Raw genomic sequence first — 19,041 nt, 5'->3', positions numbered from 1 at the left:
AGAAGACAACGAAAAACAAGATATCGAGAAGCACGTTTTCTCAACCGAAAAAAGAAAGAAGGATGGTTACCGCCATCGATTCAAAGCAGAGTGGATAACCAAATTCATTGGATTGAAACATTTCGCTCGTTATTACCATCTCCAAAAGTCATTGTCGAAGTAGGGAAATTTGATGCGCAAAAACTAAAAAAACCTGACATACAAGGAATCGAATATCAACAAGGAAATGCCTTTGGCTTTTGGAATACAAGATATTACGTATTTGTGAGAGATAACTATACGTGTCAAATTTGCAAGAAAAAAGGTGGTATTTTGCATACGCATCATATCATCGAACGATGCAACGGCGGTTCTGATATGGCAGATAACCTTGTAACAGTACATGAAGAATGTCATGAAAAGTTCCATCAAGGGAAGATCAAACATCGTTTCCAAAAGCCGAAACAATATAAAGAAACGGCCTTTATGAATATATTGCGGTTGCAAATTATGAATCGTTTAGATTGTGAGATTACGTATGGCAGTTACACGACACCGAAGCGAAAAGAATTAGGTTTATCCAAAACACATGTAAATGATGCGATTGCGATTACCAACCCAACACAAATACAAGAATATGATCAAAGCGGTGAATTTCGAATTAAGCAATTTAGGAAGAAAAAGCGTTCCCTGCATGAATCGACTGCAAGGAAAGGAAGAAAAACCAAGAATACAAATGCAAAACGGAACCAAAAAAAAACACCGTATGTAGATGGAGTTTATTTAGGGGATAAAGTGAAAGTATTTGGACAAGTAGGATTTGTGACAGGATTTACAGGGAAAATGGTATACGTACAAGATATACATGGACAATATATACAAAATCCAGCTAAATCTTATAAGCAAGTGAAGATGTCAGATATGGAACATATACACCATTCGAACAATTGGCAATTCTTACAAATCAGTTAGGAGATGCCTAACCGAAATTCATCCCCACCTTACCGCTGGGCTTTTGCCCTTTGCGTGCTTGAAGATGGGGGCTTCTTTCGGGAATACGTTAAAGAGGCGCAGCGAAATCAATAATGTATCTGATAGTCTAAAAGTAGTCTTCTAATTGATTATTTTGTATGTTGAAAGAACAATCTTAACATTAGTAATTATTATACCAATTGCATATATCTTGCTTGAAAGGTCGAAAAGGACTCGCTTCTGTTATAAAAGCGAGTCCTCTTTATATTGTTATTGAATTTTGAATGAAAGAAAAAATATTTTTGGAGCAAATAAAATAAATTTTAAAGATTTTGAAAGTATTCTCATTTTTCATTATGATATAGCTAGATACATAGAAAAGGAGAATAGTTTATGGAAATAGTAAATGACAGAGCAATGTTACGATTAATGCATGTAGATGATGTCGAAAGTTTATTTAGCATTGTGGAAGGAAATAAAGAAATATGGACGTATTTAATAGCTAAAATGGATAGCTATCAAGATATGGAGCGGTATGTTCAAGCGGCCATAAAAGGTTTTGAAGGAGGAACCGATCTACCATTTGTTGTAGTAGATCAAAAAACGAATAGAATCGTAGGAAGTACACGCTTATATAATATATCAAAAGAAAATAAAACCGTTGAACTTGGGCAAACATGGTATCATCCAAGTGTACAACGAACAAGTATAAATACTGAGTGTAAGTATATGCTATTGCAATACGCTTTTGAAGAATTACATATGTTACGAGTGCAAATAAAAACTGATTTACGAAATGAAAAAGCACAGCGCGCAATTGAAAGGCTTGGTGCTGTAAAAGAAGGTATATTGCGAAATGAGAGACAATTGCCAAACGGTTATGTAAGAGATGCAGTTGTATATAGTATGATTGCAAGCGAGTGGCCAGTTACAAAAGAACAACTATTACAAAAACTAGCGGTATATAAATAAGAGATTATGGTTAAATATATAAAACCATTTTAATTTTCCGACATCTAAATCCCTGCTATGCAGAATAAAAAGTAACCCACACTCGTTTACTCTTTCTGTTTTTACTTCGCATGTGGCAGAAAAATGCCCCGACCACTTCTATGCATGGCCAGATGCTCTCTCCCATCTAAAAAGAGGGGGGCATGTCGGTTTTTTAATTGATGTATATATAGTAAATTGTAAGACGATTCAAAAGGTATATTTTCATAAAAACGGAAAATATATCTTTTTTTCTTACAAAATGATTACTTCTTTTATATACTTTGGTTTCATCATTCCCTTCTGTGAAAAAATTCGTTACAATGGTGTTGCATGATAATTAAATTTGTAAAAGATGCAAATGAAAAATGATCCACAAACAAGAATGAATTGACAATCCTCTATTTGAATGAAAACCCTTTAATGCACATAGGATTAAAAATTATCTTCTTTCAAATAAACTCAAATAAAATGATTTATATATTGTTTTTTTAGAAGTATGGATGATGCACGGAGGCTAGTATAAATGAAACAAAATAAGAAAAGTAAAAAAAGAAGAATCTTGCAAGTATTCTTGCTTATGATTAGCTCTATGATTCTATTTGTATGTTACGCGGCATACGATATTTGGAGCTATCGATTTAAAACGGATAAGGTAAATACAGACGCTGCCGTTGTACTCGGAGCAGCTTCTTGGAACGGCAAACCATCCCCTGTATTTCGTGAAAGAATTAATCATGCTATCTCCTTGTATAAGAACGGAAGTGTAAAAAAAATTATTTTTACTGGTGGTACAAAGTTTGAATCGGAGCTTGAGGAAGCACGTACTGCGAAAGCGTATGCATTAAAGCATGACGTCAAGGAAGAAGATATTTTAATTGAAACAGAGTCGCGTTTTACAGAAGATAACTTAAAAAATGCGAAGCAGGTCGGTATGGATAATGGGCTACATACGTACACGATTGTGAGTGATCCTCTTCATATGAAACGAGCGATGCGAATTGCAAAGCATATTGGGATGGATGCATACGCCTCACCAACCCCAACATCAGCATATAAAACATTAGATACAGAAATTCCTTTCTTTTTTAAAGAATTATGTTCGTATATTGGATATGTTACTTCGTTGCCAATACGTGCATTGAAAGGTGAGTAAAGAATTTGTAGTGACAGAAACAGTAATGTGCTTTGAAATGGAGATTTCTATTGAGAAATGCGTAAAAAAAGATTCCTAATATAGAAGGATAGGCAAGGTGATTTGTTTTTACCTTATCTATCCTTTTTGTCGTGTCATTCATAATTTAATCAGGGAGCTCATAGAGCATTTCTATTGTGTACTAATAATAAAGTCGTTTCTGTAGTGCTTAAAGAAAAGAATCCATTTTGAATAATCTTTTTTCAAAATGGATTTCTTTTTGTTTATTGTTAAACAAAGGTTTTAGACCATTATTTTAATCAAACTTTTTTATAAAAGGATGATTCAATTGAATATAGAAAAAGCGTGTTTTGATCCATCTTTTTTTCAAAACACGCTTTTTCTATTTGCCTCTTTTATCAAGGTTTATTATGTTAATTTAATCAAACTTTATTTCACGCCAGCACTAGGGAACCCTAATGCTATTTATAAAGAATGTTGCAAATTTTTTAAAAGCACAGACACATTCAACCTCGTCCCGGCTTTAGGACGGGGTTGAAAAAATTGTTTAACTTTTGATGTAGAAATACAAAAACTTTATTTTCGTTATAATGGCTTGTTAGATAGGTATTTTTAAATAAACGTTCATTCACCTTCCCCTACCTTTATTCAAATTTTCTTACCGAATGAACAAATCAATGATGAAGAAAATGATAGACATCAAAATGTTGAATTCTTTTTAAAAATAAGCCCTATTAAATATACTCTATGTTTTCCAAATGTGAAAATAATGTGAAATATATGTACTTTTCAGTTATTCGCTGCCCATATATGTTACCTTTTTGGTAATTGTTTTAAATGTAAAAAGAGGAATATAAAACCATATAAATATTATTTCTTTAGAGGTTGTTATTCTATGAAAAGAAAATTAGGTCTTTTAAGCGCAGCTTGCATTTTAGGTACAAGCATTTTTGCTAGTTCAGCATCAGCGGAAGAGATTGGAAATCCTAATAATTTACCTTCAGAAGGAACGGTAGTACCTCAAAGAATTGATTCTGCAGGCGTACAATATGCAAGTTCTTATCCTTATTACAGGTACCAAACTAGACATAATAAAGGCACTGTAGAAACAACTTCAGAATCTTACATGTCAGATGGAAAAGCTACACCTATTAAAAGGATTTATGCAAAAGCAAGCGCATACAAAGATGGCGCTCTAGTTAAATAATCAACAGACAATCAATATAATGCTTCTTATGCTGGAGCAACTGCTAAAGCTGGAGATAGCGGCTGGGGCGTTGAAGGATATGGTAATCATATTTTTGAAAAACAAGGGTATATGACAATCCAATATGAATCTTATAACAAGTAATTTTTAAACAGGGGGAAGGAATTTCTCCTTGTTTTATTTTAAGGAGAAACTTATGAAGAAAAATAAATGGAAATTATTTACTGTCATAGCAGCAACAGTAGTAGTTATGTTCAGTATTTATGGTTTATGGAAGCTTTCTAATGAGAAAGAACTAAGAACACAAAATGAAAGTATTAAGACACAAGTAAAGATTGAGTTAACAAAGTCAGACGAAAACATCGATATGACAGTGAAGGAAGATCAGGCATATAACTATTCTTATGTTCCTCGCTCCAATGATGGTGTCGGGACTGCATTAGTAACTAACAATAATAAAACTGTAATTCAAACAACTGGTTTTGAAGTAGGAGAGAATTCTAATTTTACATCAACTATTGCTATCAGTAATTTGTCCGATGAGAAAAAAGAATTTATGTTGGTCCCTATTATTGATTATAAACAACAGCACATTCAGTTAGGGGGAGAAAAATCCAATAAATTAAAATTTTCTATACAACCTAAGGGGATTATTTTCATACCGTTTTCTATAGTAAATATGGAAGAAGGGATACATGATGTAATTTTTCTTGTGATGAAAGACTCTAATAGGAAAGACTTGGATATGGACAGTAGGAAAGCAACAGAACTGACTCATATACTTCCGATAAGAACAACAGCAATAGTTGGAGATGTTAAGAAGAAGAAACTAGAATACACTAAATTGAGTGAAATGGAGTCCAACGCCCCATTCGAGGGCTCTATAGTTACCAAAACTAAAAAGCTAGAGCCTTGGATAATTGAAGAGAATTTAAATAAAGATGTTAATTATTATATAAACGTAGGCAATCAGCAAGATTTAAAACAAGATTTTGCTGTCATGGCTTTTCTGAACGGAGAGCAAATCCCTATTAATGACGATAAAAATGTAATAATGGGCACATTGCCTGCTAATACAATGTCTAGAATTAAAGGCAAATTGAATAAACAAGATGTAAGTAATGGAGTATCTAATTTTACTACTATATATGTTCCAAAACCATACCAAGGATTTGAGAGTGAGCTTGAGGATTATGTTGAACCTACTGTAAATGTAGGTATCCAAAAACAATCAGAATAGAAATATATATTTAAATCCGACCTGGATAAAGTACCAGGTCGGATTCTTCATTTCACATATACATAGTCTTTATTTTTTCTTTAAACATCTTACAGGATTGGAATAATTCTAGGTGAAAGTAAAATAGGTAAGAAATTTATGAAGGATAGCTTTAAAAAAGGACTACAAGGACAGATTCCAAATAAAATGGTGCGTGGCATGGTCGATTTAACAGTGTCTCCTTCTACATTAGATCCAGCGAGAATCGGGAAAGCACTGTATGATAATCGACATCATGCCAGTCCATTTCTTCAAAGTAATACGCCATCACATCATGTCGATGGGATCCAAATTAAAGTTTTTTAAACCTAATTGGACTTACCATTAAGAGAGCGAGGATTAAGGTAATCCATGCATTGCTGTATGAAAACAACCCCATACCAGCCAATGGTAATCCAGCAGCTGGAATAGGTAATCCCATAAAATATCCAATGGTTGGTTTAACACTAAATTTAGCTAATCTTAAAGCACCCATCGTTGGGAAAAGGATGAATGCCAAAGTAGTTAAAAAAGATGGTGTTGCTATCGAATGAAATAGAAGTGCAGGAGCAACTCCGAAACTAACAATATCAGCTAAGGAATCCAATTCTACGCCAAACTCACTGTTCACTTTTAATTTTCTCGCAATCCTTCCATCAAAAAGGTCTAAAACAGCCGAAAAGAAAATAAAAATGGAGGATGCTTCTAAAAAGCCACTTATATTTAAGGTAATTGAAAAAACACCGCACAATAAATTTCCGATCGTAAATAAATTGGGTACAGCTTTTACTATATGATTGAACAAGGTTGTCCCCCCTTAGTTGATCAAACTTCCTATTTATGTAGCATTTTCTATATATTCTTCCGTTATTCTTAAAAATACATGATCACCGTACGCTAAGTAAATTTCGACAAGAAAAAAACGATTTCCTATACGCTAAGGAAAATCGGCTTTTCACTATTCTAATTGTGCAGCAATAATAAAGCTGTTTAATTTAAAATAAAGTCGTTTAAATAGACGGGCGAAATTGAGGTTTTCTTTCTTTTGGTTCATCACCGTAACAGGGGGGGATTTTTTGAAAAAGAATCATTTTTCATACATGGAACGGAGAGTGGCGACTCCAGCGGGAATAGCGAGGAAAGTNNACCCCCGTCTTTTGGTGATGAACCTTTCTTTTACATATTATAGAAAAAACGTAAAAAAACCTTGTATTTTCATCGGAATAGTGACACAATAGGAACAACAATCCAATATAATCTTATCGAGAGAAGTGGAGGGAACGGCCCAATGAAACTTCAGCAACCTGAAAAAGAATGACAAGGTGCTAATTCCGAGTAGATAAGAGGGGAAAAAATGACAACCTTCTTATATGTAAGGTTGTTTTTTATTAGGAGGGGAAAAGGGATGAAGCGTTTATTTTTTGCACTTGTAAGTATTGTATGTAGTTTGTTTGTTATTACTGGTTGCGCACAAACATCAGCGGGAGACCGAAAAGAAATTCGCTTAGGGTTTACACCTGGTCCGTATAGTGATCAAGTGAAAAAAGCAGTACAGCCGTACTTAGAGAAAAAGGGGTATAAAGTTAAAATTGTTGAGTTTAATTCACCAAACGAAACAAATCCAGCGTTAACAAGTAAAGATATTGATGCAAATATATTTCAAAGCACCGCTTTTATGGAATCTTACGCAAAAGAAAATAATGCGAAAATTACAGGGGTAATACAAGTTCCTTCAGCACCTCAAGGTGTATATTCTGAAAAACATAAATCACTAGATGATTTGGAAGATGGCATGAAAATAGGGGTGCCAAATGATCCAGTTAATTTAGAGCGTGCATTACGTATTCTAGAAGGAATTAGTTGGGTGAAGTTAAAGGACCATATAAATATTTTAACGATTTCTGAAAAAGACGTGACGTATAAAAAGAAAAATTTCAAACTTGTTCCACTTGAATCGCCGCAAATTCCACGAGCTATGAAGGATCTAGATTACGGTATTATTAACGGAAATCTTGTTATTTCATCTGGACATAAATTAAAAGAAGCACTTGAATTAGAAAAAACACCATCACAACACCGAATCATTGTTACAGTTCGCGATGAAGATAAAGAGAAACCATTTGTTAAAGATTTAATTGAGGCATATCATTCACCAGAATTTAAAAAAATGATTCAATCTGAAGAACAGTTTGAAGGTTTTGTGTTACCTGATTACTTAAAGTAAAAGGAGGCCTCAATATGGCAATCTCATTTGTAGAAACAGAAGAACAACTTCTTGTGTTAGAGAAGCTAAAGGGATTAATTCCACAGTTTGCAGGAAGAGAATATCAGCTAAGTGAGCTTGGTTCTTTTCCCTTTGAAAATATTAAAGATTTACAGAATATTGGCTATACAAAACTAACACTCCCAAAAGATGTTGGAGGCGAGGCTATTTCTTTATATGATTTTGTTTTATTTCAAGAAAAAATTGCAGAAGGAGATGGCGCGACAGCTTTATCAATTGGATGGCATCTTGGAATTGTGAAGGAACTTGCTGAAAATCGCTCGTGGAAACCTGACATGTTTTCTTGGTTTTGTGAAGAGGTAAAAAAAGGTGCTCTTTTTAACCGAGCTGCAACAGAGCGAAATACAGGGAGTCCTACGCGTGGAGGAAAACCAGAAACGTTAGCGGTACAAAAAGGTGATAAGTGGATAATAAACGGAAGAAAAACTTTTACAACGATGGCTCCTGTACTTGATTATTTCATCATATCAGCCAGCGTGGAAGGACGAGAAGAAATTGGGGAATTTGTAATTCCAAGACATGAAAAAGGTGTTTTTATTGAAGAAACATGGGATAGTGTTGCAATGCGCGGAACGGCTAGTCATGATCTTGTATTACAGAATGTGGAGATTGCTAATAAGTACTTTACCGATATAAAGGGTTCAAAGACGAAACCAAAAGGAATTGGATGGTTACTTCATATACCAGCATGCTACTTAGGAATTGCACAGGCCGCAAGAAATTATGCAATTGATTTTGCAAAATCGTATCAACCGAATAGTTTAAGCCATCCAATTAGCTTACTCCCTAATGTTAGAAGATTAGTAGGAGAGTTAGAGTTAGAACTCTTGCAAGCTCGTACATTTTTATATCAAGTCGCAAAAAAATATGATGAGATAGAAGATAAACAATCATTACAAGCGGAATTAGCAGCAGCAAAATATATTGCGACAAATGCAGCAATATCGGTTGTTGATAAAGCAATGCGAATTGTAGGGGCAAAAAGCCTATCTGAAACGAATCCATTACACCGCTATTATTTGAATGTTCGAGCTGGTTTGCACAACCCTCCGATGGATGATGTAACGCTCTCATTAATAGCAGACGATGCTTTTAAATCAAGTGAAAAGGAGTGAGTGAAATGATCACGTTACGTGATATAAATAAAACCTTTCAAACGAAAGAAGGTTTATTTCACGGTGTAAAATCAGTCTCTTTGCAAATTGAAGAATATGATATATATGGGATTGCGGGATTAAGTGGTGCCGGAAAGTCTACATTATTACGTACGATGAATTTGTTGGAAAAGCCAGATTCGGGTGCAGTCATTGTGAACGGCGAAGATTTAACAAAGTTATCTAAGAAAAATTTACGAACGGCAAGACAATCAATCGGTATGATTTTTCAGCATTTTCATCTTCTTCATAATAAAAACGTATCAGATAATGTCGCTTTACCATTAGAGTTAAAATCAGTTCCGAAAGAAGAAAGAGAAAATCGTGTAAGAGAATGCTTAGAGATTGTTGGTTTAAGTGATAAAGCGCATCATTTCCCCGCACAACTAAGTGGCGGACAAAAGCAACGGGTAGCAATTGCTCGTGCATTGGCAAATAATCCAAAAGTCTTACTTTGTGATGAACCAACATCGGCGCTCGATCCGAAAACGACACGTTCTATTTTGCAATTTTTACAAAAGATCAATAGAGAATTAGGCGTTACAATCGTAATCGTAACGCATGAAATGAATGTCATTAAACAAATTTGTAATAAAGTCGCAATAATGGAAGAGGGAGAAGTTGTTGAATCATTTGATTTATATGATCAACAATTAAAACCAACATCAGAAATTGCGAAACTCTTATTAGGCGTAGAGCAAGAAGGAGGCATCGCACATGTTCAATAACATTATTCCATTGCTTCCGGAGATTTGGACATCACTTTTGCAAACATTGTTAATGGTTGGACTTTCTGTTGGAGCAGCAATTATTTTAGGCGTTCCTTTAGGTGTTATTTTATATTTTACAAGTAAAGGACAGATTCTGGAACAGAACATGGTTCATCGCGTTTTAAACGGGATTGTAAATATTATTCGCTCGTTCCCATTTATTATATTACTAGTGGCTCTTGTGCCTCTTACACGGGCGATATTAGGAACAACAATTGGTCCGATTGCTGCAACGATCCCTTTATCAGTAGCAGCAATTCCTTATTTTGCAAGACTTGTAGAACAGGCATTACGTGAAGTGCCAAAAGGAGTAATTGAAGCTGCGGAAGCAATGGGAGCGACGCCGCTTCAAATTGTACGGAAAGTGTTACTCGTTGAAGCGCGTTCGGGTCTTGTATTAAGTTTAACCGTTTTAACAGTAAGTTTTATTTCCTACTCTGCTATGGCAGGTGTTGTCGGAGGCGGAGGTATTGGTGATTTAGCAATTCGTTTTGGATATTATCGTTTCCAAACCGACGTTATGGTTGTTACAGTACTTATGCTTGTTATTCTCGTTCAGTCTGTCCAATTTATTGGAAATCGAATTGCAGCAAAAATTGATAAAAGATAAGTGTGTAAAAACGGTATACATGAAAATCCATAATTTGTTGTAGCAAATGGAAAAAAATTTATTAAGTTAATGGGAGGAGTTCTATAGCGGGTTAATGAAAGAATGCACATATTATATACATTTCAACCTTTCAACATATAAGTCACTGTGATACAGAATAAAACATGACCTGTATTCGTTTTCTCCCTTTTTTCACCTTAGCATGTGGCAGGAAAAGGCCCTCGTCGATCTAAAAAGACAGGGTTTTTTAGGTCGGTTTTTAACTTGTATTTATATAGATTCTAATATGCATGTTCTCATTTTATATATATTTATCTTTGAAATTTGTTTATAATGATGAAAAGATTTTTGGTTTTGGGATTTTACAGGGATTTTAAAATCTTTCTTTTCTATCTTCTTTTTTATGTTTTATATGAGAAAGCTAGGCTTCTGGTTTGTGCTACTGTATAATGAGGGAAAGTACGAAAAGAGGTAGTTTCATGCTAGAAGTAATTGCAACATGCTTAGAAGATGTGCGGCGAATTGAAAAAGCTGGTGGAAATCGAATTGAGCTTATTTCAGCATATACAGAAGGTGGATTAACGCCAAGTTATGCTTTTATAAAAGAAGCAGTGAAGGCAGTAAACATACCGGTCCATGTTATGATTCGTCCACACGCTAAGTCGTTTATATATATGAAAGAAGAAATTGAAATGATGAAAGAAGATATACAAATTGCACAGGAACTTGGCGCAGCAGGCGTTGTGTTAGGTGTTTTAAATGAACAGAATCAAATTGATGAAGGGAAATTAGCAGATCTATTATCTGTTGTAAATGGAGTCAATGTGACATTTCACCGCGCTATAGATGAGGTAGATGATTTAGTAGGAGCGGTAAAGATACTTCGGAATTTTGATAAGGTAACTCATATTTTAACTTCTGGTGGTCATGGAGATATAGTAGAGAATATTTCTGTGTTGTCTGAAATGAAAAGAGAGAGTCAAGGGAATATTGAGTTAATTGTCGGCAGTGGTGTGACAAAAGAGAATATACAACAATTGCTGAATGAAACAGGGATTACACAAGCGCACGTTGGTACTGCTGTTCGAGAAGAAAAATCTTGTTTTGCTGAAATTGATCAAAAATCTGTACAAGTTCTAGTGAAATTAACAAAATAATCATAGTGCTAGGGAAGAGGGAAAAAGATGGAGAAAAGCAAGAAAAAAGAAATCATTTCATGGGTTAAGACACTAGGTATTACATTTGCAATCGCTTTTGTAGTTCGAGGTGTTTTATTTACTCCTTCACTCGTACAAGGTGAATCCATGATGCCTACTTTAGAAAATAATGAGCGCGTTATTGTCAATAAAATTGGTTACAATATACAAGGATTGGATCGTTTTGATATTATCATTTTTCATGGAAAAGAAGGATATGACTTAGTAAAGCGAGTAATTGGTTTACCGGGCGATACAATTGAGTATAAAAATGATGTTTTATATGTAAATGGAAAAGCTGTTGATGAGCCGTATTTAGCTGATTATAAGGCGAAAATATCATCAGGGAATTTAACTCCTGATTTTACATTAGAACAAAAAACGGGGAAAACAAAAGTACCTGAAGGTCAAGTGTTTGTATTAGGGGATAATCGCCAAGTTTCAAAAGATAGCCGCATGTTTGGTTTTATTTCTGAGGATCAAATTGTCGGAAAAGGTGAAGCTGTATTTTGGCCACTAGAACATGTAAGAACGTTGTAGTAACTGAAGAGTTAAAAGCATTGATATTTTTTCAATGCTTTTTTTTATTGAAAAAATATTGTTTAAATAAAAAGAATATTTTATAATTTTAAATTATACATATGTTTCAAAAAACGGAATTCATGTTCCGTATTTCGGAATTTAGGGGAGTTAAGATGAGTATAAATAAAACAGCAGTAAAAACGATGGATATTTTAGAACTGTTTTATGAACATGAAGAGTTGACGTTAACAGAGATGGTTCAGCTTACAGGAATGCCAAAGACATCTGTGTATCGCTTAATTGGTTCGCTTGAAGAAATGGGCTTTTTACAAAAAACAATAAGAGGAAGTTATCAACTCGGTTTCATATTTTTACGGTTTGGCCAACTGGTGTCGCAACGATTATCAGTACGAAACATTGCAAAGCCTTATATGAAACAGCTTAGAGATACTCTTGGTCAAGCTGTGAATTTAATTATTCAAGACGGTAATGATGCTATTTATATTGAAAAAATGGATGGGGATCAACCGGTTCGAGTATATACAGAGATTGGAAAGAGAGCTCCTTTATATGCTGGAGCATGTCCGCGCATTTTACTTTCCTATTTTTCAGAAGAAGATCAAAGGAAATATATTGAGGAAACGAAATTAGAAAGATTTGCAGATGGAACAATATTGAATCAAGAACAATTATTGAATCTGTTACAAACGGCGAAAAAACAAGGCTATACAATTAGTTATTCTGAACTTGAAAATCATACTGCTGCGATTGCAGTGCCTGTTTTTGCAAGTGATGGAAGAGTAATAGCTGGAATTAGTATTTCAGGATTAGCGATAGAGTATAATGAATCAACTATTCCAAAGTTTATTACAGAAATAAAAGAAACAGCGTACCAAATTTCAAAAGAGCTTGGCTGGAGGGAAGAGAAAGAAGGGGAACGATGAAATTTTCAGCTTTAGGAGATCAAGCAGTAGTCGTTACATTTGGGGAAAGTATTCATATGGATATATATGAGAAAGTACAAGCGTTATTTCAATCATTAAAACAGAGTCCGTTTGTAGGAATGATTGAATGTGTGCCATCTTTTGCTTCTTTAACAGTTTATTATGATTTGTACGCATTATGGAAGCAAAATGGAAGAAACATAGCACCTTATGATTATGTATGTGAATACATTAGTGGTTTATTTTATCACAACAAAAACGCTGCGAAAAAGAAGCGTAATCACATTTCTATTCCGGTTTGTTACGGAGGGCAGTATGGACCCGATTTAGAAGAAGTTGCAGCATATCACGAATTGCAGGTAGAAGACGTAATTCGTATTCATAGTGAAGCGACTTATTTTGTTTATATGTTAGGATTTACGCCTGGTTTTCCCTATTTAGGCGGTATGCCGAAAGAGTTAGAAACCCCGAGAAAACAAACACCGCGTTTACAAATAGTGTCTGGTTCAGTAGGAATTGGTGGAAGTCAAACAGGAATATATCCACTGGAAACACCAGGTGGCTGGAATATTATCGGCCGAACGCCAGTTTCTTTATTCAGGCCAAGTGAAGATCCTCCTACATATGTACAAAGCGGCATGTATTTGCGTTTTATCCCAATAACAGAGGAAGAATATGTAATCTTAGAGGGGGATAAGAAATGAATGCTGAGGTTTTACATGCTGGAATGTTTACAACAGTTCAAGATTTAGGGAGATACCAGTATCAACAATATGGTGTACCTGTTGGCGGAGCTATGGATCAGACAGCATTAAGGATCATAAATATGTTAGTTGGAAATGAAGAGGATGAAGCTGGATTAGAGATTACGGTTATGGGACCGAAAATTCTAATTAAAAAAACAACATTGTTAGCAATTGGTGGTGCGAATATGGAACCTTTGTTAAATGGAGAGGCAATTCCATTATGGCGACCAATTATAGCAAAAGAAGGTAGTATGCTTTGCTTCGGAAAAGCGCAGCTTGGGTGCAGAACATACGTAGCATTTGCAGGTGGAATCGATGTTGCAAGTAGTATGGGTAGTAAAAGTACATATGTGCGTGCTGCTATAGGTGGTATAGAAGGAAGAGCACTTAAAAAGGGAGACCGTTTTCAAATTGGTACACCATCCCAATTTGCTACTTGTATGATAAAGAAATTGCTAGGTGAAGAAAGGATAAAAACGAGGTGGGGAATATGTGATCACGTTTTACCAAAGTATAGTCTTCATCCAGTTATCCGAGTCATCACAGATTTTGAATGGAACCAATTTAAGAAGGAAAGTTTAGAATCCTTTTTTACAAAAGAGTATAAAGTATCTAATTATGCTGATCGTATGGGATATAGGCTAGAAGGCGAGAATCTGAAGAGAATAGAAGAATCTGAGGTTTTATCCAGTGCAGTTACATTCGGAACAATTCAAGTGCCATCTGGTGGTCATCCTATTATTTTAATGGCTGATCGACAAACAACAGGTGGATATCCGCGAATTGGCAATGTAATATCGGTGGATTTACCAATTCTTGCACAATTAAAGCCAGGAGACTATGTCTCGTTTGCAAAAATTTCTATAGCAGAAGCAGAGAAGCTTTATATAGAGCAAGAACAAGATTTAAGTCTATTAAAGAGATTCATTGCCTTACAAGGATAGAGTAGGAGGAGAAATGAAACATGGTTACCGTTGATTTGAATTGTGATTTAGGAGAAGGATTTGGTGCATATAAAATAGGAAATGATGATGCAATTCTTCCGTTTGTTTCATCTGTAAATATTGCATGCGGTTTTCACGCTGGTGATCCAACTGTTATGCGTCAAACCGTTGAAAAAGCATTGAGAAATAATGTAGCAATAGGTGCACATCCTGGCTTTCCAGATTTAGTTGGATTTGGGAGAAGAGCGATGCATGTTTCACCAGATGAAGTATATGATTATGTTTTATATCAAATAGGAGCATTAGATGGATTTGTAAGGGCGGCAGGAGGAAGGATGCACCATGTAAAACCGCATGGTGCACTATATAATATGGCAGCCACTGATCCAAAGATTGCGGATGCAATTGCAAAAGCAATTTATCATATGAATCCAGAGCTGTTTTTGTATGGATTAGCAAATAGTGCATTTATACAAGCTGCTGAAAAATATGAACTAAATCTCGTGCAGGAAGCATTTGCTGATCGTACATATCAATCGGATGGAACATTAACGAGTCGTACAGAAGAAAATGCGCTTATCAAAAATGAAGATCGGGCAATTGAGCAGGTGCTGCAAATGGTACAAGAAGGACATGTACAAGCAGTTGATGGCACCGTTGTAGCTATACATGCAAAAACAATTTGTCTACACGGTGATGGGGAGAAAGCAGTTCAATTTGCAGAAAGAATATACAGAACATTTCGATTAAAAGGTGTTTCCATTTGTGCACCAAAATAGAATAAGGGGGTCATACATAAATGTTGAAATTAATTGGGATATTGCTTGTAGCTGTTGGTTTTTTATTTCGCCTGAATACACTGTTAGTTGTCATGGTGGCAGGAGTTGTTACTGGTATGGTTTCGGGGATGAGTTTTTATGATGTCATTAGCATGTTTGGAAAGTTTTTCGTAGAAAATCGATATATGTCTATGCCAATTTTATTGACTCTTCCTGTAATAGGAATATTAGAACGATATGGATTGAAGGAAAGAGCAGAAGCTTTAATAACAAAATCTAAAGGTGCTACAACTGGAAAAGTACTGATGTCATATTTTACAATTCGCGAGGCTTCAGCGGCAATAGGACTTAATATTGGTGGACATGCACAAACAGTAAGACCTCTTGTTGCACCAATGGCAGAAGGAGCCGCGCAAGGCCGTTATGGAAAACTTCCTGAGAAATTGAAAGAAAAGATTAAAGCGAATGCTGCGGCAGCCGAAAATACGGCATGGTTTTTTGGGGAAGATATTTTCATTGCAACAGGAGCAATTTTATTAATGAAAGGATTCTTTGATTCTGTAGGAATGCATGTTGGTGTATGGGATATGGCGCTTTGGGGAATCCCCACTGCACTCTCAGCTTTTATTGTAAGTTGGATTCGATTTAGACAGCTTGATAAACATATTGCAGCGGTTATGAAAAAGGAAGAGCGTCAAGATAAGGAGGCGATATAGGATGAAGCTTATTACACTGGATACAATTTATTATATACTAGGTATCATTGTTGCTTTTGTTGCAATTCGTGTTGCTTTTGATCGTCAGCATCCAAATCGACTTGGTTCCAGTTTATTTTGGGCATTATTTTCTATTACATTTTTATTTGGAAAGATCATTCCATCATTTTATATCGGCTGTATAGTGTTAGCGATGGTTGTTTTAGCATCTTTAAATAAGGTGACAAAATCTAATGAGAAAGAAGCACCTACCGAGGAACGTGTGAAACATGCAGAAAAACTAGGGAATAAAATTTTTATGCCAGCTATTTTAATACCTATTTTTACAATTATCGGTACGTTAACATTAGGAAAAATCAAGTTTGGAAGCGTATCTCTTGTTGATCCTGAGAAAGTTACATTAATTGCTTTAGCACTTGGAGCATTGCTCGCGTTTGTAGCAGCAATGGGTATTACAAAGGCGAAGATAACAGCACCTGTACAAGAAGGTAGTAGATTGTTGCAAGCTGTTGGCTGGGCAGTTATTTTACCACAAATGTTAGCAGCGCTTGGGGGAATTTTTGCAAAGTCTGGTGTTGGTCAAGTTGTCTCTGATTTAGTAGGACAAGTATTGCCGACAGAATATCCATTTGTTGCTGTTATGGCATATTGCTTAGGCATGATGTTGTTTACAATTGTAATGGGGAATGCTTTCGCTGCCTTTGCGGTTATTACAGGCGGGATTGGTTTACCTCTTATCGTTCAAATGCATGGGGGAAATCCAGCGATTATGGCAGCGCTTGGTATGTTCGCAGGGTACTGCGGAACATTGCTGACACCGATGGCAGCAAACTTTAATATTGTGCCGGCGATGTTATTAGAATTAAAAGATAAAAATGCAGTAATTAAAGCACAAGCACCGATTGCCATCACAATCTTTGTAATTAATATGTTTATTATGTATGGGCTTGTATATCGATTCTAGTAGGGAGCGGTGAAAATGAAAACGGTACTATTAACTGGTTTTGAGCCTTTTGGAGGAGAAGATATTAATCCAGCTTGGGAAGTTGCAAAGCAGCTTGACGAGAAAAAATTTGGAGAGTATAAGATTGTTAGTAAACAAGTTCCAACTGTATTTCATAAATCCATACAAATATTACAGTCATATATAGATGAATTTGAGCCAGCGATTATTATTTGCATTGGACAAGCTGGAGGGCGAGCGGATATTACAGTGGAGCGTGTAGCTATTAATATTGATGATGCAAGAATTGCTGATAATGAAGGAAATCAACCCGTTGATATACCTGTTATAGAAGAGGGGCCAGTTGCTTATTGGTCTACTCTTCCACCGAAAGCTATTGTAAAGAAACTTCGTGCAGAAGGAATTCCAGCATCTGTTTCGCAAACTGCGGGTACTTTTGTTTGTAATCATCTTTTTTATGGGCTTATGCATATATTAGCGAAAAGTGAAAATGGGGCACGCGGTGGTTTTGTACATATTCCGTTTTTACCAGAACAAGCAAGTAACCATTCCGGACACCCAAGCATGTCCCTTTCTACGATTACAAAGGGTATTGAATTATTAATTGAGGTTGCACTAGAGGTAGAAAAAGATATTGTAGAATGCGGCGGGGCCACACATTAAACAAATATAGAACACCTTCTATGGACAACTGGTATAATGAAGGAAGAAATATACATAGAGGTGAGAGTTATGCAGCAATACGAAGAAGCTCGTTCTGTTATAGAAAAGGCAAATAAAATTACAGTGTTAACGGGTGCTGGTGCTAGTACGGAAAGCGGAATTCCTGATTTCCGCTCAGCAAATGGTTTATATGCAGATGCAAACGTAGAAATGTATTTATCAAGAGGATACTATAACCGTAACCCAAAAGAATTTTGGAAGCATTATAAAGAAATATTTCAAATTAACACATTTCATCAATATAAACCGAATCGCGGACATGAATTTTTAGCAGGACTAGAAGAACAAGGAAAAGATATTACGGTGCTCACACAAAATATTGATGGTCTTCATCAATTAGGTGGTAGTAAGCATGTTATTGATTTACATGGTACACTTCAAACAGCACATTGTCCAAAATGCCAGGCGAAATATGATTTACAATATATGATAGATCATGAAGTACCGCGATGTGAAAAGTGTAATTTTATTTTGAATCCAGATGTGGTTTTATATGGTGACACATTGCCGCAATATCAAAATGCAATTAAGCGTATATATGAAACGGATGTATTGCTTGTTATGGGAACTTCGTTAAAAGTGCAGCCGGTTGCATCGTTCCCGCAAATTTCCAAAAGAGAAGTAGGAGCGACAACAATTTTAGTGAATGAAGAGTTAACTGGACAAGAACATAATTTTGACTATGTTTTTCAACTGAAGATTGGAGATTTCATTAAGAAGATGTAGAGGAGTTAAGCAAAAGCTAAGATGAATCATATTCATCTCGGCTTTTTTTGTTACAGAGTTATCTTGAAGTTTGTAAGGAATAATGGTAATAAAGTTGTTTAATTTCACTCTTAGAAATACAGTAACCATCTATCTATTACGTTGATAGATAGATGGTTATTAAAGATGTTTGAAAAGTGAATTTTTCTTTCACTCTATAATTTTTTAGGAATGATAAAGTTGTTTGATTTTCGCTGATGAATCCTCGTTTTAGGATTCCTTAGAATGATCGATCTATATAATCTTTCATTCTAAGATTCATCTTCTATTAATTTTAAAAATCTGTGGTTCCATATATTTTCATAAAAATCAATCGTCTCTTTTGCAGACATAAATGGATTATTCAAAGTAGAGGTTGCTTT

Annotated in this window: 21 protein-coding genes, 1 pseudogene and 1 riboswitch; of the genes and pseudogenes, 20 read left to right on the top strand and 2 right to left on the bottom strand. The window is 35.3% G+C overall.

The features are described from left to right. The 6 genes from iscB to COO03_RS21955 all read left to right on the top strand — a co-directional run. A partial coding sequence (gene iscB / locus COO03_RS21985) for an RNA-guided endonuclease IscB (RefSeq protein ID WP_097899182.1) occupies positions 1-951 on the top strand: 951 nt, incomplete at its 5' end. 393 nt (positions 952-1,344) lie between these two features. Beyond that, positions 1,345-1,923 (top strand): GNAT family N-acetyltransferase, encoded by a 579-nt coding sequence (locus COO03_RS21980; protein ID WP_097899181.1) that lies wholly within the window; start codon positions 1,345-1,347, stop codon positions 1,921-1,923. A 544-nt stretch (positions 1,924-2,467) separates the two neighbouring features. After that, the gene (locus COO03_RS21975) at positions 2,468-3,097 is read left to right on the top strand and encodes a YdcF family protein (RefSeq protein ID WP_097899180.1); all 630 of its coding nucleotides are present in this window, start codon (positions 2,468-2,470) and stop codon (positions 3,095-3,097) included. 895 nt (positions 3,098-3,992) lie between these two features. After that, complete coding sequence (locus COO03_RS21965) at positions 3,993-4,304, top strand: hypothetical protein (RefSeq protein WP_097899178.1); 312 nt, start codon at positions 3,993-3,995, stop codon at positions 4,302-4,304. A gap of 196 nt (positions 4,305-4,500) precedes the next feature. Continuing rightward, positions 4,501-5,544, top strand: a complete 1,044-nt coding sequence (locus COO03_RS21960) for a hypothetical protein (RefSeq protein ID WP_097899177.1) — start codon at positions 4,501-4,503, stop codon at positions 5,542-5,544. 138 nt (positions 5,545-5,682) lie between these two features. Then, on the top strand, positions 5,683-5,889 hold the full coding sequence (locus tag COO03_RS21955) for a hypothetical protein (protein ID WP_097899176.1): 207 nt from the start codon (positions 5,683-5,685) through the stop codon (positions 5,887-5,889). Here the strand turns inward: COO03_RS21955 and pssA are convergent. Beyond that, on the bottom strand, positions 5,876-6,367 hold the full coding sequence (pssA, locus tag COO03_RS21950) for a CDP-diacylglycerol--serine O-phosphatidyltransferase (protein WP_097899175.1): 492 nt from the start codon (positions 6,365-6,367) through the stop codon (positions 5,876-5,878). The genes COO03_RS21955 and pssA overlap by 14 nt on opposite strands. A 451-nt stretch (positions 6,368-6,818) precedes the next feature. Next, positions 6,819-6,908, top strand: a riboswitch (SAM riboswitch). A gap of 59 nt (positions 6,909-6,967) precedes the next feature. On the opposite strand from pssA, the gene COO03_RS21945 reads away from it, so the two are divergent. From COO03_RS21945 to COO03_RS21880, 14 genes are all read left to right on the top strand, one after another. After that, positions 6,968-7,786 (top strand): MetQ/NlpA family ABC transporter substrate-binding protein, encoded by an 819-nt coding sequence (locus tag COO03_RS21945; RefSeq protein ID WP_097899174.1) that lies wholly within the window; start codon positions 6,968-6,970, stop codon positions 7,784-7,786. Between the two features lie 14 nt (positions 7,787-7,800). Then, positions 7,801-8,961 (top strand): acyl-CoA dehydrogenase family protein, encoded by a 1,161-nt coding sequence (locus tag COO03_RS21940; RefSeq protein WP_097899173.1) that lies wholly within the window; start codon positions 7,801-7,803, stop codon positions 8,959-8,961. A gap of 5 nt (positions 8,962-8,966) precedes the next feature. Beyond that, on the top strand, positions 8,967-9,728 hold the full coding sequence (locus tag COO03_RS21935; protein ID WP_097899172.1) for a methionine ABC transporter ATP-binding protein: 762 nt from the start codon (positions 8,967-8,969) through the stop codon (positions 9,726-9,728). Beyond that, positions 9,718-10,380, top strand: a complete 663-nt coding sequence (locus COO03_RS21930) for a methionine ABC transporter permease (protein ID WP_097899171.1) — start codon at positions 9,718-9,720, stop codon at positions 10,378-10,380. The genes COO03_RS21935 and COO03_RS21930 overlap by 11 nt, the downstream gene beginning before the upstream one ends. Before the next feature lie 479 nt (positions 10,381-10,859). Beyond that, entirely contained in the window at positions 10,860-11,537 is a 678-nt protein-coding gene (locus tag COO03_RS21925; RefSeq protein WP_097899170.1) for a copper homeostasis protein CutC, read from the top strand. A 27-nt stretch (positions 11,538-11,564) separates the two neighbouring features. Beyond that, positions 11,565-12,116, top strand: coding sequence for a signal peptidase I (gene lepB / locus COO03_RS21920; RefSeq protein WP_097899169.1), 552 nt, complete (start codon positions 11,565-11,567; stop codon positions 12,114-12,116). Between the two features lie 155 nt (positions 12,117-12,271). Beyond that, positions 12,272-13,042 (top strand): IclR family transcriptional regulator, encoded by a 771-nt coding sequence (locus COO03_RS21915; RefSeq protein WP_097899168.1) that lies wholly within the window; start codon positions 12,272-12,274, stop codon positions 13,040-13,042. Further along, a complete protein-coding gene (gene pxpB / locus COO03_RS21910; protein WP_097899167.1) occupies positions 13,039-13,746 on the top strand; it encodes a 5-oxoprolinase subunit PxpB in 708 nt (235 codons plus the stop codon). The genes COO03_RS21915 and pxpB overlap by 4 nt, the downstream gene beginning before the upstream one ends. Beyond that, positions 13,743-14,732, top strand: a complete 990-nt coding sequence (locus COO03_RS21905) for a biotin-dependent carboxyltransferase family protein (RefSeq protein WP_097899166.1) — start codon at positions 13,743-13,745, stop codon at positions 14,730-14,732. Before pxpB ends, COO03_RS21905 begins: the two co-directional genes overlap by 4 nt. Positions 14,733-14,752: 20 nt before the next feature. Further along, positions 14,753-15,511, top strand: a complete 759-nt coding sequence (gene pxpA / locus COO03_RS21900; RefSeq protein ID WP_097899165.1) for a 5-oxoprolinase subunit PxpA — start codon at positions 14,753-14,755, stop codon at positions 15,509-15,511. Between the two features lie 20 nt (positions 15,512-15,531). Then, positions 15,532-16,227 carry a DUF969 domain-containing protein gene (locus COO03_RS21895; RefSeq protein ID WP_097899164.1) on the top strand — a complete coding sequence of 232 codons (696 nt, stop codon included), beginning with the start codon at positions 15,532-15,534 and terminating at the stop codon, positions 16,225-16,227. A gap of 1 nt (position 16,228) precedes the next feature. Beyond that, positions 16,229-17,191, top strand: coding sequence for a DUF979 domain-containing protein (locus COO03_RS21890; protein WP_097899163.1), 963 nt, complete (start codon positions 16,229-16,231; stop codon positions 17,189-17,191). 15 nt (positions 17,192-17,206) lie between these two features. Beyond that, positions 17,207-17,854 (top strand): pyroglutamyl-peptidase I, encoded by a 648-nt coding sequence (pcp, locus tag COO03_RS21885; protein ID WP_097899162.1) that lies wholly within the window; start codon positions 17,207-17,209, stop codon positions 17,852-17,854. 69 nt (positions 17,855-17,923) lie between these two features. Beyond that, positions 17,924-18,640, top strand: coding sequence for an NAD-dependent protein deacylase (locus tag COO03_RS21880; protein WP_097899161.1), 717 nt, complete (start codon positions 17,924-17,926; stop codon positions 18,638-18,640). A 290-nt stretch (positions 18,641-18,930) separates the two neighbouring features. On the opposite strand, the pseudogene COO03_RS21875 reads toward COO03_RS21880, so the two are convergent. Beyond that, a pseudogene (locus COO03_RS21875) lies at positions 18,931-19,041 on the bottom strand (cysteine hydrolase family protein); the annotation flags it as partial.

The sequence above is a fragment of the Bacillus sp. AFS098217 genome (assembly GCF_002551815.1).
Lineage (GTDB): Bacteria > Bacillota > Bacilli > Bacillales > Bacillaceae_G > Bacillus_A.
The sequence above is the reverse complement of the archived record's forward strand: the minus strand, read 5'-3'. Positions and strand labels throughout refer to the sequence as shown.

Coding starts and splice junctions, on each gene's coding strand:
- COO03_RS21945 (WP_097899174.1), top strand. CDS start 6,968: ATGAAGCGTTTATTTTTTGCACTTGTAAGTATTGTATGTAGTTTGTTT.
- COO03_RS21975 (WP_097899180.1), top strand. CDS start 2,468: ATGAAACAAAATAAGAAAAGTAAAAAAAGAAGAATCTTGCAAGTATTC.
- COO03_RS21895 (WP_097899164.1), top strand. CDS start 15,532: ATGTTGAAATTAATTGGGATATTGCTTGTAGCTGTTGGTTTTTTATTT.
- COO03_RS21935 (WP_097899172.1), top strand. CDS start 8,967: ATGATCACGTTACGTGATATAAATAAAACCTTTCAAACGAAAGAAGGT.
- COO03_RS21955 (WP_097899176.1), top strand. CDS start 5,683: ATGAAGGATAGCTTTAAAAAAGGACTACAAGGACAGATTCCAAATAAA.
- COO03_RS21940 (WP_097899173.1), top strand. CDS start 7,801: ATGGCAATCTCATTTGTAGAAACAGAAGAACAACTTCTTGTGTTAGAG.
- COO03_RS21960 (WP_097899177.1), top strand. CDS start 4,501: ATGAAGAAAAATAAATGGAAATTATTTACTGTCATAGCAGCAACAGTA.
- COO03_RS21925 (WP_097899170.1), top strand. CDS start 10,860: ATGCTAGAAGTAATTGCAACATGCTTAGAAGATGTGCGGCGAATTGAA.
- COO03_RS21915 (WP_097899168.1), top strand. CDS start 12,272: ATGAGTATAAATAAAACAGCAGTAAAAACGATGGATATTTTAGAACTG.
- COO03_RS21880 (WP_097899161.1), top strand. CDS start 17,924: ATGCAGCAATACGAAGAAGCTCGTTCTGTTATAGAAAAGGCAAATAAA.
- pxpB (WP_097899167.1), top strand. CDS start 13,039: ATGAAATTTTCAGCTTTAGGAGATCAAGCAGTAGTCGTTACATTTGGG.
- COO03_RS21930 (WP_097899171.1), top strand. CDS start 9,718: ATGTTCAATAACATTATTCCATTGCTTCCGGAGATTTGGACATCACTT.
- lepB (WP_097899169.1), top strand. CDS start 11,565: ATGGAGAAAAGCAAGAAAAAAGAAATCATTTCATGGGTTAAGACACTA.
- COO03_RS21905 (WP_097899166.1), top strand. CDS start 13,743: ATGAATGCTGAGGTTTTACATGCTGGAATGTTTACAACAGTTCAAGAT.
- COO03_RS21890 (WP_097899163.1), top strand. CDS start 16,229: ATGAAGCTTATTACACTGGATACAATTTATTATATACTAGGTATCATT.
- pcp (WP_097899162.1), top strand. CDS start 17,207: ATGAAAACGGTACTATTAACTGGTTTTGAGCCTTTTGGAGGAGAAGAT.
- COO03_RS21980 (WP_097899181.1), top strand. CDS start 1,345: ATGGAAATAGTAAATGACAGAGCAATGTTACGATTAATGCATGTAGAT.
- pxpA (WP_097899165.1), top strand. CDS start 14,753: ATGGTTACCGTTGATTTGAATTGTGATTTAGGAGAAGGATTTGGTGCA.
- COO03_RS21965 (WP_097899178.1), top strand. CDS start 3,993: ATGAAAAGAAAATTAGGTCTTTTAAGCGCAGCTTGCATTTTAGGTACA.